The following is a 15,087-nucleotide window of genomic DNA, read 5'->3' on the forward strand; positions in this document are numbered from 1 at the left end:
AGGAGGAATCGGGACGATGGGCACATGGTCGGGAGGGCCAATGGAAAGTGATCACGTGGCAGAGCGGACGGTCCCGCGGATGCTGATGGGCAGTGCCGAGCGTTTCGGTGACCGTCTCGCCGTCATCGACGGCGAGACCAGGTTCACCTTCCGTGAACTGCTCGACGCGGCGCTGGAGGTCGCTCGCGGAGCCATCGCGCTCGGGATCGAACGCGGTGACCGGGTGAGCGTCTGGGCGCCCAACTCCCACCGCTGGATCATCGTGTCGCTCGGCCTGCACTGCGCCGGAGCGACCGTCGTCCCCATCAACACGCGCTACCGTGGCCGTGAGGCGCGCGAGATCCTGGCTCGGGTCCGCGCGAAGGCGGTCTTCGTCGACGGCGGCTTTCTCGGCTACGACTACGCCGGCGCGGTACGCGATCCGGGCGAGGACAGCGAGGGTCTGGAAGGCGTCGACGCGTCTCTGACGGCTCTGGTCGTCGTGGACATGCTGGCCGGCGCGGCGGCGGGCGATCCGCGCCTGCTGGGCTGGGACGACTTCCTCGCACGGGCGAAGGAGGTGCCCGCCGAGGCCGCCCGTGACGCGGCGATGGCGGTGCAACCGGCCGATCTCGCTGACGTGATCTTCACCTCCGGCACCACCGGACGGGCCAAGGGGGTGATGCTCCCGCACGGCCCCTCACTGGATCTGTACGCGACGTACGGCGGTATCTGGGGTCTGCGGCCCGGTGACCGCTACCTGGTCACGCTGCCGTTCTTCCACACGGGTGGTAACAAGGCGGGGATGATCACGAGCCTCATGCACGGTCTGACGATCGTGCCGATGGCGGTCTTCGACCCCGTCGAGGCGATGCGGCTCGTCGAGTCCTGCGAGGTCTCGGTCATGAACGGCCCGCCCACGATCTACTACTCGCTCATGGAGAGCGCCGAGCGGGAGTCGTACGACCTCGGCTCCCTGCGCGTCGCGGCGACGGGAGCGGCGGTCGTTCCGGTGGCGTTGGTCGAGCGCGCGCGCTCGGAGCTGCCGTTCGAGCACTTCATCACCGCGTACGGGATGACCGAGTGCTTCGGCACCGCCACGATGTGCCGCATGGGCGACTCCGCGGACGTGATCGCGGGCACGAACGGCCGGGCTCTGCCGGGCATCGAACTCAGGGTCGTGGACTCCGAAGGTCGGGATCTCCCTTCAGGCGAGCCGGGGGAAGTGCTGATCCGCGCCGCCACCATCACGTCCGGCTACTGGGAGGATCCGCAGGCCACCGCGGAGGCGATCGACACGGACGGCTGGCTGCACTCGGGTGACATCGGGACGCTGGACGCGGACGGCAACCTCAAGATCACCGATCGGCTCAAGGACCTCTTCTTCGTCGGCGGTTTCAACGTGTCACCGGCCGAGGTGGAGCAGGTCCTCGCCCGTCACCCGGCGGTGGCGGAGGTCGCCGTGGTCGGGATGCCGGACCAGCGGCTGGGCGAGGTGCCCAAGGCCTACATCGTGCCGCGCAGGGGGGCCGAGACCACCGCCGAGGAGATCATCGCCTGGGCACGTGAGAGGGTGGCGAACTTCAAGGTCCCGCGGACCGTCGAACTCGTCTCCACACTGCCGCGCAACGCCAGCGGCAAGGTGCTGAAGGGCGACCTGCGCGGCCCCGCGGCCGGGCGAGCGACAGCGTGACCGCCGCCCTCTGGCCCCGCGGCGGCCTCGGCTCCGGTTCCAGCGTGCCGGTGGGCTCCGAGATCTGCAGCGCCACCGGCACGCTCTTCGGCGGCTGGGGGCTCGGGCTGCTCACGGACGTCGCCCAGCGGTCGACCGGACGGCGGTTGAGCGACCTCTCCGTGAGCTACCTGCGCCCGGTCACCGAGGGAAGCCGGCTCGACGTGGCCTGCGAGCTGCTCGCGGCGGGACGGTCGCTGAGTCACCACAGGCTCGAGGCGACGGACGGCGGGCTGCCGGTTTTCGCGGGCACGGCGGTGGTCGGTCCGGCGCCGGGGCCGGTGGATTACGGGGGCGGCCCACCTCGGGTCCCACCGCCCTGGGACTGCCCCGAGCGCTCGTATGGCTCCGGACCCGGCACCGGGACATCCGTGCTCCTCGACGTCCGCTGCGCCCGGGAGGAGGTCGAAGCCGGCGTCGCCGGATCGGCGCTGCTGTGGGCCCGCGTGCGCTGCGACGCGGCCGACGAGGTGCGGCTGGCGGTGGTCAGCGACCATGTGCCCTACCTGCTGCGCCGTGCCTTTCCCCGGTTGGCCCGGGTCACCACGGTCAGTGCCTCGCTGCGCGTACTGGGCGGGCCGGTGGCCGACTGGATCCTGCTCGAGGTGAGCCTCGTGGCGTGCGCCGAGCGCACCGCCGTCGGCAGGGTCGCCATGTGGTCGGGAGGAACCGCACTGGTGGCGGTCGCAGAGCAGACCGCGCGGCTGACTCAGGGTTGATCAGGTGGTCGGCCAGGAATTCTCGCCGGACGCATTGCCAGCTGGCCTCTCTCATGCCAGCCTTCGATGCACACGATTCAATCATAGCTAAGATAGGTAGGATCCATGAAGGTTCGACAGGCCCGGTGGGCGGCGTTGGCGGCCGCGGCACTGATACTCCCCGCGTGCGGCGCGCCGGACGACGGGGGATCGAACAAGGCGAACGAACCGTTCGTGATCATGATCAGTGGCGGTGCCGACGCGGGGCCGGTCACCGATCAGCTGCTGACCGCGCTGACCGCGGCGAGAGCGGGCGTCGCGACGGTCAACGAGGCCGGCGGCATCAACGGGCGCGAGGTGAAGCTCCTCGAGTCGCCCGACAACGCCAACCCGACGAAGGCGCTGAGCGCGCTGCGCGCGCAGATCGCGAAGAAGAAACCCGACGCCTATCTCGTGGGGGCGGGTTCGAACGTCAGCACCGCCGTCGCGCCGATCCTGAACCAGAACAAGATCCTTTTTATGAACGCCGCCAACATCGCGGCGACAGGAGACCCGAAGCAGCACCCGCTGGCGTTCAACCTCGCGGCGTCCCCCCAGGTGGTGGTTGAGGGCTACCTGCCGATGTTCGAGGCCAACGGCTACAAGAAGATCGGCGTCCTGCACGGCAACTCGGCGTACGCGAAGACGTTCGGCAAGCTCGCCGAGTCGGTCTTCAAAGGCGCCGGCTACGACGTGGTCGGGGTGGAAGAGTACGACTCGGCCGCGCTCGACATGACCGCCCAGATCTCCACCCTGCGGGCCGCCGGCCCCGACGTCGTCGTCTTCAACGCCTACGGCGCCCCGGCCGGCTACGTGCTCAAGGGCATCACCAAACTGGGATGGGACGTGCCGCTGCTGGGCGACACCTCGGTATCCTCCACGCCGCTGGTCACGCAGGAGCCGCCCGTGGGCCTGCTGGGATCGCCGGACCTCAAGCACCTCAAGCTCGAGGTGACCAAGAGCACCGTGCACGACCCGTCGGCGGAGGCCACCAACAGGGCGGTCAAGGCGATGACGTCGATCGGCCAGATCAAGGGCTCGATGAACAACTGCCTCGGCTACGACGCGATCCTGCTCGTCGCAGCCGCGGCGAAGAGCGCGAACAGCACCGAACCGGAGGCCATGGCCAAGGCACTCGAGGACCCGAGCGTCACGAGCGCCGCGGGAACGGCGGTCTATTCGACCTATCCGTTCTCGGCGGACTCGCATGAACCGAAGCTCCCGCTCGACACGCACTCCTTCGCCGAGCCCGGCCCCATCGTCAACGGCCAGCTGAGCTCGCCGAAATGACGCTCATCTACGCAGGACTGTCCCTGGGGGCGGTGTACGCGCTGGTGGCGATCGGCTACAACATCGTCTTCGTGGCGTCGCGCTCGTTCAACTTCGCGCAGGCGCAGCTGATGATGATCGGCACCTTCGTCGCGTACACCGGTCACGTGACGCTTGGGCTGCCCGCGATCGTCGTCATCCTGCTGGCGATGATCGCGGTCATGCTCGTCGCCTCGATTGAGGAGAGGATCGCGGTCCGCCCGGTCGCCGACCACCAGACGCAGCTGATCACGACGCTGGGCTTCGGCACCATGCTCACGGGCGTCGCCCAGCTCGTCTGGGGGTCGCAGCCCTTGGACGTTCCGTTCGTCGGCGCCAAGGGAGCGATCACGCTCCTCGGCGGCCGCCTGTACACCTTCGAGCTCGGTTTGATCGTGCTCGCCATCGTGCTCGTCGTCGTCATCCACCTGTACAACCGCAGGATGATGAGCGGTCTGGCCCTCGTCGCCATGTCGCAGGACGACGAGGCGGCCCTCCTGCGGGGGATCAACGTGCGCAAGCTCGCGTTCGTGGCCTTCGCTGTCACCGGCCTGCTCGCGGGGCTGATGGGCTTCTTCGTCGGCCCCAAGACCTTCGCCGTGGCGACGCTCGGATCGGCGCTCGCGCTCAAGGGGTTCGTGGCCCTTGCCATAGGCGGGTTCGGCAGTTTCTACGGCGGCCTGGCCGGCGGCTTCGTGGTCGGCCTCGTCGAGGAGCACGCCGCGCGTTACCTCGGCTCGGAGTTCAGCAACCTGAGCGTCTTCCTGATCCTCATCCTTGTGCTGATGCTCCGTCCGACGGGCTTGTTCGGCCAGGTCCAGGAACGGACGGTGTGACGACTGTGAAATGGTGGAAGACGCTCAGGGCGATGCCGTCGTGGGGGTACGCCGCGATGCTGGGATTGTTCCTCCTGGTGCTTCCCGCCCTGCAACCGGGCTATTCGGTGACCCGGCAGGTGGAGCTGACGCTCATCCTCGCGCTCGTCGTCAGCGGGCTCAACCTCTCGCTCGGATACGCCGGGCAGCTCGCGATCGGCCAGGTGGCCATGTATGCGGCGGGCGCCTACACCGCGGGCATCATCTCGGTCGCAGGCGTGACGGACCTCCTCGTCCAGTTGCTCGCCGCGGGGACGGCCGCGCTGGTCGTCGGGATCATCACCGGGATACCCGGCCTGCGGCTCGGTTCCTGGTCGCTGGCCATGACGTCGTTCTTCCTCGTACTGCTCGTGCCGGACATCGTGTCGATCTTCGAAGAGCACACGGGCGGCCAGCAGGGGCTGACGGGCATCCAAGGTGCGACCCTGTTCGGGTACCAGCTCACGCCGACCGACTTCTACCTGAGCGTCGTGGTCGTGACGATCCTGTGGTTCGCCGCGTTCCGCAACATCATCGTGTCCCGCCACGGGATCGCGTTCCAGATGCTCAAGCAGAGCCCGGTGCTGGCGTCCTCGGTCGGCATGTCCGTCTTTCGCGTCAAGCTCACCGGCTACGCGACCGGCGCCGTTCCCGCCGGGCTCGCCGGTGCCCTCTTCGCGAACCTGGACCTGTTCGTGTCGCTCGACGCGTTCGGCTTCGGTGTCGCCACCGGCGCGCTGGCGGCCTCCATCCTCGGGGGCTCGGTCAGCGTCTACGGCGCACTCCTCGGTGCGGCGGTCGTGGAGTACGCCAGCTCCCGGTCGGACAGCTTCCAGGAGTACTCGCTGGTCTTCTTCGGGCTGTTCCTCCTCGTCGGAGGCGTACTGCTCAGCGGTGGAGTCGCGGGAGCGGCGCGCACGCTCGTCGCCCGCCTCGACAGGGCCGCCGGCCTCATCGGCACCGGTCGCAGACCGTCGGTCACGGGGGAGAGCGAGGCGATCCACCGCATCGACGGCGGCCTGCTCGAGGCCACCGGAGTGTCCAAGGCCTTCGGTGGGAACCGGGTGCTCACCGACGTGTCGCTGCGCGCCGAACCCGGCCGCGTCACCGCGCTGATCGGCCCCAACGGATCCGGCAAGACGACGATGCTCAACCTCATCTGTGGTTACTACCGCCGGGACGCGGGCGCGATCACCATGGACGGGAAGCCGATCAGGACGGCCGCGACCCATCTCATCGCGAGGCTGGGGGTGGCCCGGACGTTCCAGACGCCGCTGATCCCGCCGTCCATCACGGTCCGGGACGTCGTGGCCTCGGGACGCTACACAGTGGAGCGCACGTCGTTCGCAGGGGCGATCCTGAGGACCCCCCGGTTCCGGGCGATCCAACGGCGGGACCGGCAGCGAGCCGACGAGATGCTCGGGCTCGTCGGCCTCGACCACGTGGCCGACACCGAGGCGGCCACGCTGCCGCTCGGCATGCGGAGGATGCTGGAGGTCGCGCGGGCACTGGCGGCCGAGCCCAAGGTCCTGCTCCTCGACGAGGCGGCGTCCGGCCTGGACGAGGCCGAGGTGGAGACCCTGGCCGAGGTGATCCGCCGGATCCGCGACGCGGGGTGCACCATCATCCTGGTCGAGCACAACTTCGGCCTGGTGCTGTCGCTCGCGGACGAGATCGTCGTCCTGGCGCGCGGGTCCGTGCTGGCGGCCGGCACCCCGTCCAAGATCGAGAATGATCCACGGGTGCGCGACGAATACCTGGGCACGAGCGACGAGGGTGCTCGGCCGGACGACTCGGTCATCGCGGCGGCCGGACAGGAGAGCACATCATGACCGACCCCCTGCTCACAGTGGAACACCTGGCGACCGGGTACGGCGACCTCCGCGCCGTCTGGGACGTCTCGTTCCAGGTGTGGTCCGGTCGCATCACCGCTCTTCTCGGCCGTAACGGCTCGGGCAAGACGACCTCGCTGCGGGCCGTCGCGGGACTCAACCCGGTGCACGGCGGCACGATGACCTACGATGGCCGACCGCTGGAGGGCGTCGCCGCCCACGGCCGGGTGGCTCTGGGCGTCAGCTACGTCCAGGAGGGCAAGCGGGTCTTCCGTGCGCAGTCCGTACGGGAGAACCTGCTCCTCGGCGGCTACAGCCTGAAGCTGCGCCGCAAAGCGCTGGAAAGCGAGCTCGCCAGGATCTACGAGCTCTTCCCGATCCTGCACGCCAAGCGCGACGATCCGGCCGGGTCGCTGTCCGGCGGCCAACAGCAGATGGTGGCCATCGGCCAGGCCCTGATGGCGAAGCCGCGCCTGCTCATGCTCGACGAGCCGTCGGGCGGCCTCGCGCCGTCGGTCGTCGCCGAGGTCATGGCGCGGGTGTCGGAGCTCAAGGAGTCGGGCCTGGCCATCCTGCTGGTCGAGCAGGCCGTCGAGGCGGCGATGGACGTCGCCGACCACGTGACGGTGATCGACATCGGCAAGGTCGTGGTGAGCTCACCGGTCCACGAGATCGACGACCTCGAAAAAATCAAGGACGCCTGCATGGGCAGGTGATCCGTGGGCCTGTCTCCCGCATGTCGGCTGGGTGTGACCCGCCCGTCCGCCGGCCACGCGACCGGCGGACAGGCGAGCGGGGTCACTGCCACTCGGTGAGGGGCCACCATTCGGCCACGGTCAGTCCATCAGGGGCGGCGCGAAGGTGTACGTCATGACCTCGCTGTGCAGCGGTGTCAGCCCCGGCGTGCCAAGGTAGATCCGCCCGGCGTCGACGTAGGTGTGCTCGGCGGTGAACAGGTGCTGGCTCGCCGCGTGGGCGTCACGGAAGCAGCGCTGGATGATGTGACCATTACGCAGCCCCTCGCTGCCGGAGGCGAGATAGACGTCGCGGGTCACCTCGGCGGCCATGTAGACGGCGTGGGTGGCGGCCACGCGGCAGTCCGCCTGCATCTCGGGCGTGCGCCGTCCGCCGTCCCGCGTGGCCCGGTAGAGCCGGGTGAACGCGTCGTGGGCGAACGCGCGGGCCGCCTTGTACCGCGCGGTCCACTGGGCGACGTCGCGCTGCACGGCGACGTTCCTGTTCAGCACGCCCGACGGTGGCCGTTTTTTCTGCGCGGCCAGCGCGGCGAACTCCTCCAGCGCGCGCTGGGCCACGCCGAGCGCGAAGGCGGCGTGGCCCACGCCCGGAAGGGACTTCAGGCCCATGGTGTGGAGAGGACCGCCCCGCAGCGCGTCCATCCCGTCGACCCGCAGGAACTTCTCCTCGACGAACTGCGGCTTGACCTCGTAGTCGTAGCTGCCGGTGGCGACGAGCCCCATGACGTCCCAGCCGCCGAGCAACTCGACGCCGCCGCGTGGGACGACGCCGATCGCGGTCGAGGGCCGACCGGTGGCGTTGAGCACCGGTTCGCCCGACTCGTCGAGGATCCGGTAGCCCCCGAGGAACCAGCCGGCGTGCGTCGATCCGCTCGCGAACGAGAACAGGCCCCGCACCTCGAACCCGCCCGGGACGCGGCGTGCGGTTCCCGTCGGGGGAGCCTGGCCGGCACATGTCGGGTCCGGGCTTTCGGCGATCGCGCGGGCGCCGCCTTCGGGCAGGAGGGTGAGCATCGTGCCGGTGCCGCTCATGCAGGCCATGACCGCCCAGCCGGTGGAGCCGTCGGCTCTGGAGAGCTCCTGGATGACGTCGATGAGGACGGACGGCTCGGCCTCGGCTCCGCCGTACTCCCGTGGTGCCATGAGCGTCATCGTGCCCGCGGCGACGAGCCGGTTCATGACCTCGTCGTCGACACGGATGTCCCGCTCGGCCTGGTCGGCGCGCTCGATCACGAGCGGTACGATCCTCCGCACCGCGTCGAGCGGGCCGCCGGGATGTTCGGCGGCCGGTTGTGACGCGGTCATCGCTGCTCCTTCTGATCCAACGAACTGCTCCTTCTGAACGTCGACTTCTGAACGTCGACTTCTGAACGTCGACTTCTGAACGTCGACTTCTGAACTTCGGCCGGAACGGCCGGCCCGGTCCGTGTCACGCTGCGCCCAGCAGCCGATGCGCCGCCGCCAGGAAGTCCGCGCGAGCGCGCCTGGTGACGGCCGTGTCCGGGAACGTGCTGACCGCGCCGTGGAAGGTGCCCGGGTAGAGCCGCAGTTCGGTGGGGACTCCGGCGTCCGTGAGACCCTGCGCGTAGGCGATGCCCTCGTCGCGCAGCGGGTCCCGCGCGCACACCGAGATGTACGCCGGCGGAAGCCCGGAAAGGTCCACGGCCCGGGCGGGTGCGGCGTAGGACGGAACCTCCTGGGCCTCTGGGAGGTCGCGAAGGTAGTGGCGCCAACTGTCGAGCACGTTCGCGCGATTCCACAGCGGGCCGTCCTCCAGCCGGGATGACGGCGTGATCGCCCGATCGTCCAGCACGGGGATGTCGAGCAGTTGTGCGGCGACTCGCGGACCTCCCCCGTCGCGAGCCCGCAGGGCGAGAGCGGCGGCGATACAGGCGCCCGCGCTCGCCCCCGCCACGGCGACACGTGCCGGGTCCACGCCGAGGGGCGCCGCGTGATCGGACACCCATCGCAGTACGGCCCAGCCGTCGTCCACCGCCGCCGGGTACGGGTGCTCGGGGGCGAGCCGGTAGTCGACCGACAGTACGAGGGCACCGGTGGACCCGGCCAGCTGCGCCGGCAGGACCGGGTCGCCGTCGGCGTCACCCATGACGAATCCGCCGCCATGCAGGTAGACGATCGCCGGCTTCGCCGCGATCTGGACTACCGGCCGGAACGTCAGGCAGCGGACTGCGGGCCGCCGCCCGCTCGCCGGCACCGTCAGGTCATCCCGGACCAGTCCAGGGGGTGTCACGAACTCCGGGCGCGTGGCGCGGGTCCGGGCGAGCCGTTCGCGTGCCGCCACCGGATCGCCGACATCGGTCGGGACCAGCGACCGGACGAGTTCCGTGAGTTCGGGATCGAGGTAGCGATACATGCTCTGTCCCACCTGCCGGTTCCGTCGGGCATTCGAGGCCCGATATCTTGTTTATGCTATGATTGCTATTATTGCCAGTAATGATCGCCGCAGGGAAGGGTGCCTGGATGGACAGCGGGGACTTCGCCTCCGTTCTCAACACAGTCCGGAGTTTCGTGCGTGAGGTCGTCGTGCCCGCGGAGGATCTCATCGAGGAGACCGATGAGATCCCCGAGGCGATCCGGCGGAGTGCCGCGGAGATGGGGCTGTTCGGCTACGCGCTGCCGCAGGAGTACGGCGGTCTGGGGTTCGGCGCGCTGGAGGACGCGAGGCTGGCGCTGGAGGTCGGCTACACGACCCCGGCCTTCCGGTCGATGTTCGGCACGAACAACGGCATCGCGGGACAGGTCCTGGTCAACTTCGGCACCGAACGCCAGAAGCGGGAGTTCCTGCCGCGCATGGCGGAAGGCGAGTGCGTCGCGGCCTTCGCGCTCACCGAGTCCGAGGCCGGGTCCGACCCCAGCGGCCTGCGCACCCGTGCCGTCGCCGACGGAGGCGACTACGTCATCAACGGCCAGAAGCGCTTCATCACCAACGCGAACTGGTCGGACATCCTCCTGGTCTTCGCCCGCACCGGCGGACCCGGCGCCGAGGGCATCTCCGTCTTCGTGGTGGACACCGACACACCAGGTGTGACCGTGGGACCGCGGGACAAGAAGATGGGCCAGCGCGGCTCGACCACGGCCGAGATCTTTCTTGAGGATGTCCGGGTGCCGGCCTCCCGCCTCGTCGGCGAGGTCGAGAACGAGGGCTTCGCCGCCGCGATGCGCTCACTCGCCAAGGGGCGGCTGCACATCGCGGCCTGCTGTGTCGGCATGGCGCAGCGGCTCGTCGACGAGAGCGTGTCCTACGCCGCCACGGCGAAGCAGGGCGGCACCACCATCGGCGACTTCCAGCAGGTCCAGGCAATGCTCGCGGAGTCGCAGACCGATCTGCTGGCAGGCCGGGCCCTCGTCCTCGCGGCGGCCGGGGCCTACGACGACGACACCGACCGCCGGATCGCGCCGTCGAGCGCGAAGCTCTTCTGCAGCGAGATGGTGGGGCGCGTCGCCGACCGGGCGGTGCAGATCCACGGTGGCAGCGGCTACGTCCACGGGGTACCGGTCGAGCGCTTCTACCGCGACGCCCGTCTGTATCGCATCTACGAGGGCACCAGCGAGGTTCAGAAGACGATCATCGCCAGGCAGCTCCTCCGCGCCGCGGCGGCGCAGCGGTGACGGGCCTGCTCGGCGGGCGCACCGCCGTCGTCACCGGCGGGGCCCAGGGGATCGGGCTGGCCATCGCGAGGATGTTCGTGGCGCACGGGGCCAGGGTCGTCATCGGTGACCTCGACGAGGCACGCCTCGACACCGCGGTCGAGGAGCTGGGCGGACCGTCCGCCGCCCGCGCGGCGGTCTGCGACGTCCGCAGGGGCGAGCAGGTCGAGCGACTCGTGGGGCACGCCCTCGACGCCTTCGGCGCCGCGGATGTGCTGGTGAACAACGCGGGGATCACCCGCGACGCCACCCTGCGGACGATGACCGAGCAGCAGTTCGACGACGTCATCGACGTTCACCTCAAAGGCTGCTGGAACGGGCTGCGCGCGGCGGCCCCGATCATGCGGGAACAGGGGCGCGGGTCGATCGTCAACATGTCGTCCCTGTCGGCGAAGGTCGGCAACATCGGCCAGACCAACTATTCGGCGGCCAAGGCGGGCATCGTCGGCATGACCAAGGCGGCCGCCAAGGAGCTCGCGCCGCGCGGTGTGCGCGTCAACGCCGTACAGCCGGGGCTCATCCGCACGGCGATGACCGAGGCCATGCCGCAACGTGTCTGGGACGCCAAGATGAGCGAGATCCCGCTGGGCCGCGCGGGCGAGCCGGAGGAGGTCGCCGCGGTCGTGCTCTTCCTCGCCTCCGACCTGGCGAGCTATCTCACCGGCACGGTGATCGAGGTGACCGGCGGGCGATCGATGTGATCGCCATGCCTCCGTCGTCCACGCCGCGTGGACCACATCAAGCAGGAGTACATCGTGCGTGACGCTGTGATCTGTGAGCCCGTACGGACGCCGATCGGACGCTACGGGGGATCGCTCAGGGGGCTGTCCGTGGCGGAGCTCGGCGCCCAGGCGATGCGCGGGCTGCTCGACCGCACGGGCATCGAACCGGACGCGGTCGACGACGTGGTTCTCGGGCACTGCTACCCGACGAGTGAGGCACCGGCCATCGGACGCGTGGTGGCGCTGGACGCCGGCCTGCCGGTCACGGTGCCCGGCCTCACCATAGATCGGCGCTGCGGATCCGGTCTCCAGTCCATTCTGTACGCCGCACAGCAGGTCATGGCCGGTGACGCCCGGCTGGTGATCGCCGGCGGCGTGGAGAGCATGAGCAACGCCGCACATTTCTCCGGCGACATGCGGTGGGGCGCCCGCCAGGGCGGGGTCGTGTTCCACGACAGCCTGGAGCGCGGCCGGGTCACCGCCGGCGGCCGCCGCCACCCCGTTCCCGGTGGCATGCTGGAGACCGCGGAGAACCTCCGCCGCGAGTACGCGATCCCGCGCTCGGAGCAGGACGCCATCGCGGTCCTGTCCCACGCGCGGGCCGTCGAGGCGCAGCGCAGTGGCGCGTCCGCGGAGGAGATCATTCCTGTGACCGTTCCCGCCAAGGGCGGCGACGTGATCGTCGGCCACGACGAGCATCCTCGCGCCGACACCACGATGGAAGCGCTCGCCCGCCTCCGTCCGATGCGGGCGGCGATCGATCCCGAGTCGACGGTGACCGCCGGCAACGCGAGTGGCCAGAACGACGCCGCCGCCCTGTGCGTCGTCACGACGACGCGGCGGGCCGAGGAACTCGGGCTGCGGCCGCTGGTACGACTGGTTTCCTCGGGTCTCGCGGCCGTCGAGCCGCACCGCATGGGCATCGGCCCCGTCCCGGCCACCGAGATCGCCCTTGCACGTGCTGGAATCAGGTTGTCGGACATCGATGTCATCGAACTGAACGAGGCCTTCGCGGCGCAGGCCATCGCGGTGATGCGCGAGTGGGGCTTCGGCCAGAAGGATCTCGAACGCACCAATCCGCGCGGGTCCGGGATCTCGCTCGGCCATCCGGTCGGCGCCACCGGGACGCGCATGGTCGGCGCCCTCGCTCGCGAGCTGCAGCGCCGTGAACAGCGGTACGGCCTGGCCACGTTGTGCATCGGCGGGGGTCAGGGCATCGCGGCTGTCTTCGAGCGGGTCGGCTGAGCGGCGGGCCATGAGCGATCTCAAGCTTGGACTCGCGCTGGGCTACTGGGGAGCAGGGCCGCCGCCCGGACTCGCCGAGCTGGTCATGGCCGCCGAGCGACTCGGGTACGACTCGATGTGGGCCGCCGAGGCGTACGGTTCGGACGCGCTCACACCGCTCGCCTGGCTGGGCGGCAGGACCGGGCGGATGAGGCTCGGCACGTCCATCATGCAGATGTCCGCGCGGACGCCGGTGGCCACGGCGATGGCGGCGATGACGCTCGATCACCTGTCGGGAGGCAGGTTCGTACTCGGGCTCGGCGCCTCCGGCCCGCAGGTCGTCGAGGGCTGGTACGGCCAGCCGTACCCCAAGCCGCTCGCGCGCGCGCGGGAGTACGTTGCGATCCTGCGTCAGGTGATGGCGCGCGAGAAGGCGGCCTTCGAGGGTGAGCACTATCGCCTGCCGTACCCGGGTGGCAGCGGGCTCGGGAAGCCGCTGCGCTCGACCATTCATCCGCTACGCGCCGACCTGCCGATCCTCCTCGCCGCAGAGGGGCCGAAGAACGTGGCTCTCGCGGCCGAGATCGCCGACGGTTGGCTGGCGATGTTCTATTCCCCCTACGACGACGCGCACTACCGGGCGTCCCTTGATGAGGGGTTCGCCCGGCGGGAGGCGCGCCGTACCCGGGAGACGTTCGAGGTGACGTGCCGGGTGAACGTCGAGATCGACGACGACGTCGAAGCCGCGGCCGATCGTGTCCGGCCGATGCTCGCGCTCTACGTCGGAGGCATGGGCGCCAGGGGCGCCAACTTCCACTTCGAGGCCTTCGCGCGAATGGGCTTCGAGGCGGAGTGCGCCCGGGTCCAGGAGCTCTACCTGGAGGGACGCAAGGAAGAGGCCGCGGCCGCGATACCGCTGGCGATGGTGGAGAAGGTCGCGCTGGTCGGACCGCGATCGAAGATCGCCGAGGAACTCGACGTCTGGCGGTCGTCGCTGGTCACGACGGTGTTGGTCTCCGGTGCCCCCGCGCGGCTGGCCGCGATCGCCGAGCTCGTCCACGGCTGAGCCGCTGGCCGCGGTGCGCCGCCCCCTACGAGGTCTGGAGGCACGTCCGTCAACGACAAGATCTACATCCACGAGTTCAGCACCATCACCACGCAGAGTCACATGACCGAGATCTGCTCTGCTACGGCGTCTGGGGGATCGTGGGGTCCACGGTGTGGTGGCCCGGTGTGGTGAACGTCGCCCGGCTCTCAGCCGAGTTGATCGCCCCGGGAGCGGCTCGATGACGAGTCGCTCCCGTTCCTTCCGGCGGTCCACCGGCACGCCGGTAGGCGGTTGAGGTGTGTCGTCATCGGGATCGTTCGCGATCGTGCGGATCGGTCCGGGGGCTTTCCCAGCCCCAGCTCGCGAATATCGAGCGCAACTCGGCGACGAGGGGAAGCGGCTGGTCGAGCATGACGTGATGTCCGGAGTCGGCGATCTCGATGATCGGTGGCGAACTGCCCAGCAGCCTGTGCATCAGCTCGAACGTTTCCACGGTCGGCAGGCCGTACTGAGCGCGGATGAGAGCGATCTGGCAGGGCGGAGTGAGCAGTTGGTCGGGTGTGAGAGGGCTCTGGCCGAAGAGGCGGGGATCGAACTTCCAGACCCATCCTCCTTCGGCCGCCCGGATGGACGTCTCGGCGAGGTGGTCGACGATGTATCGATGGGCCCGCCCGACCTCGGGGATGGGATGGAACCGTGCTATCGCCGCCTCGCGCGTCGGGTAGAGACGGGGTCGCCGTAAGGCATGTTGGCGTCGCGCGATCATTTCTTCGGCCGTGACGTCGTGTACCGCGCCGTCGACGCAGACGGCGCCGATGAGCCGCTCACCGAAGGAGATCGCCGTACGCAGTGAGACCAGGGCGCCCATGCTGTGCCCGACGAGAACCAGGCCGCCGGCGATCCCCGCGTCACGCGCGACGTCCAGCACCTGATTCGCCCAATCCTCGTAGCTGTAGTGCTCGGCATGGCCGCTGTCGCCATGCCCGGACAGATCCAGCGCGACGACGCGGCGTTCGTCGGCGAATTGAGGAGCGATGTGGTCCCACCACCTGGAATGGGCGGCCGCACCGTGCACGAACACGATGCCTGGCCGACCCTCCCGTCCCCAAGCCCGGTAGTGGATCGGTATCCCGGAGACGATCACCTGGTGTTCGTCGACCGGATGCGCGAGCGCGTCGCGGAACCAGGGAGGGGCGGTATGCACGATGCTCATGGCGATGGCTCCTC

13 protein-coding genes are annotated in these 15,087 nt (G+C 69.7%); 10 read left to right on the forward strand and 3 right to left on the reverse strand.

Going from position 1 to position 15,087, the window contains the following annotated elements:
* Positions 1-55: 55 nt before the first annotated feature.
* The 6 genes from ACQP0P_RS17825 to ACQP0P_RS17850 all read left to right on the forward strand — a co-directional run bounded on the left by ACQP0P_RS17825 (position 56) and on the right by ACQP0P_RS17850 (position 7,158).
* Positions 56-1,672, forward strand: coding sequence for a FadD3 family acyl-CoA ligase (locus ACQP0P_RS17825; RefSeq protein WP_433377946.1), 1,617 nt, complete (start codon positions 56-58; stop codon positions 1,670-1,672).
* Positions 1,669-2,430: an acyl-CoA thioesterase domain-containing protein gene (locus tag ACQP0P_RS17830; protein ID WP_433377949.1), complete on the forward strand. Its 762-nt coding sequence runs from the start codon at positions 1,669-1,671 to the stop codon at positions 2,428-2,430. Before ACQP0P_RS17825 ends, ACQP0P_RS17830 begins: the two co-directional genes overlap by 4 nt.
* A 105-nt stretch (positions 2,431-2,535) precedes the next feature.
* Positions 2,536-3,738 carry an ABC transporter substrate-binding protein gene (locus ACQP0P_RS17835; RefSeq protein ID WP_433377952.1) on the forward strand — a complete coding sequence of 401 codons (1,203 nt, stop codon included), beginning with the start codon at positions 2,536-2,538 and terminating at the stop codon, positions 3,736-3,738.
* Positions 3,735-4,592: a branched-chain amino acid ABC transporter permease gene (locus ACQP0P_RS17840; protein ID WP_433377955.1), complete on the forward strand. Its 858-nt coding sequence runs from the start codon at positions 3,735-3,737 to the stop codon at positions 4,590-4,592. Before ACQP0P_RS17835 ends, ACQP0P_RS17840 begins: the two co-directional genes overlap by 4 nt.
* Entirely contained in the window at positions 4,589-6,442 is a 1,854-nt protein-coding gene (locus ACQP0P_RS17845; protein ID WP_433377958.1) for a branched-chain amino acid ABC transporter ATP-binding protein/permease, read from the forward strand. The genes ACQP0P_RS17840 and ACQP0P_RS17845 overlap by 4 nt, the downstream gene beginning before the upstream one ends.
* A complete protein-coding gene (locus ACQP0P_RS17850) occupies positions 6,439-7,158 on the forward strand; it encodes an ABC transporter ATP-binding protein (protein WP_433377961.1) in 720 nt (239 codons plus the stop codon). The genes ACQP0P_RS17845 and ACQP0P_RS17850 overlap by 4 nt, the downstream gene beginning before the upstream one ends.
* 120 nt (positions 7,159-7,278) lie before the next feature.
* On the opposite strand, the gene ACQP0P_RS17855 is transcribed toward ACQP0P_RS17850, so the two are convergent.
* Positions 7,279-8,502, reverse strand: coding sequence for an acyl-CoA dehydrogenase family protein (locus ACQP0P_RS17855; RefSeq protein ID WP_433377964.1), 1,224 nt, complete (start codon positions 8,500-8,502; stop codon positions 7,279-7,281).
* Between the two features lie 124 nt (positions 8,503-8,626).
* Entirely contained in the window at positions 8,627-9,583 is a 957-nt protein-coding gene (locus ACQP0P_RS17860; protein ID WP_433377967.1) for an alpha/beta hydrolase, read from the reverse strand.
* Between the two features lie 68 nt (positions 9,584-9,651).
* On the opposite strand from ACQP0P_RS17860, the gene ACQP0P_RS17865 reads away from it, so the two are divergent.
* The 4 genes from ACQP0P_RS17865 to ACQP0P_RS17880 are packed head-to-tail and all read left to right on the forward strand — an operon-like array spanning position 9,652 to position 13,878.
* Positions 9,652-10,827: an acyl-CoA dehydrogenase family protein gene (locus tag ACQP0P_RS17865; protein ID WP_433377970.1), complete on the forward strand. Its 1,176-nt coding sequence runs from the start codon at positions 9,652-9,654 to the stop codon at positions 10,825-10,827.
* Positions 10,824-11,567, forward strand: a complete 744-nt coding sequence (fabG, locus tag ACQP0P_RS17870) for a 3-oxoacyl-ACP reductase FabG (RefSeq protein WP_433377973.1) — start codon at positions 10,824-10,826, stop codon at positions 11,565-11,567. Before ACQP0P_RS17865 ends, fabG begins: the two co-directional genes overlap by 4 nt.
* A gap of 54 nt (positions 11,568-11,621) precedes the next feature.
* A complete protein-coding gene (locus ACQP0P_RS17875) occupies positions 11,622-12,833 on the forward strand; it encodes an acetyl-CoA C-acetyltransferase (protein ID WP_433377975.1) in 1,212 nt (403 codons plus the stop codon).
* Positions 12,834-12,843: 10 nt separating this feature from the next.
* The gene (locus ACQP0P_RS17880) at positions 12,844-13,878 is read left to right on the forward strand and encodes an LLM class F420-dependent oxidoreductase (RefSeq protein ID WP_433377978.1); all 1,035 of its coding nucleotides are present in this window, start codon (positions 12,844-12,846) and stop codon (positions 13,876-13,878) included.
* Positions 13,879-14,164: 286 nt separating this feature from the next.
* On the opposite strand, the gene ACQP0P_RS17885 is transcribed toward ACQP0P_RS17880, so the two are convergent.
* Entirely contained in the window at positions 14,165-15,073 is a 909-nt protein-coding gene (locus tag ACQP0P_RS17885) for an alpha/beta fold hydrolase (RefSeq protein ID WP_433377981.1), read from the reverse strand.
* Between the last annotated feature and the right edge of the window lie 14 nt (positions 15,074-15,087).

Origin of the sequence: Streptosporangium sp. CA-115845 (assembly GCF_050943795.1) — a bacterium.
Classification (GTDB): Bacteria; Actinomycetota; Actinomycetes; order Streptosporangiales; family Streptosporangiaceae; genus Streptosporangium.

Coding starts and splice junctions, on each gene's coding strand:
- ACQP0P_RS17835 (WP_433377952.1), top strand. CDS start 2,536: ATGAAGGTTCGACAGGCCCGGTGGGCGGCGTTGGCGGCCGCGGCACTG.
- ACQP0P_RS17840 (WP_433377955.1), top strand. CDS start 3,735: ATGACGCTCATCTACGCAGGACTGTCCCTGGGGGCGGTGTACGCGCTG.
- ACQP0P_RS17850 (WP_433377961.1), top strand. CDS start 6,439: ATGACCGACCCCCTGCTCACAGTGGAACACCTGGCGACCGGGTACGGC.
- ACQP0P_RS17855 (WP_433377964.1), bottom strand. CDS start 8,502: ATGACCGCGTCACAACCGGCCGCCGAACATCCCGGCGGCCCGCTCGAC.
- ACQP0P_RS17865 (WP_433377970.1), top strand. CDS start 9,652: ATGATCGCCGCAGGGAAGGGTGCCTGGATGGACAGCGGGGACTTCGCC.
- ACQP0P_RS17880 (WP_433377978.1), top strand. CDS start 12,844: ATGAGCGATCTCAAGCTTGGACTCGCGCTGGGCTACTGGGGAGCAGGG.
- ACQP0P_RS17885 (WP_433377981.1), bottom strand. CDS start 15,073: ATGAGCATCGTGCATACCGCCCCTCCCTGGTTCCGCGACGCGCTCGCG.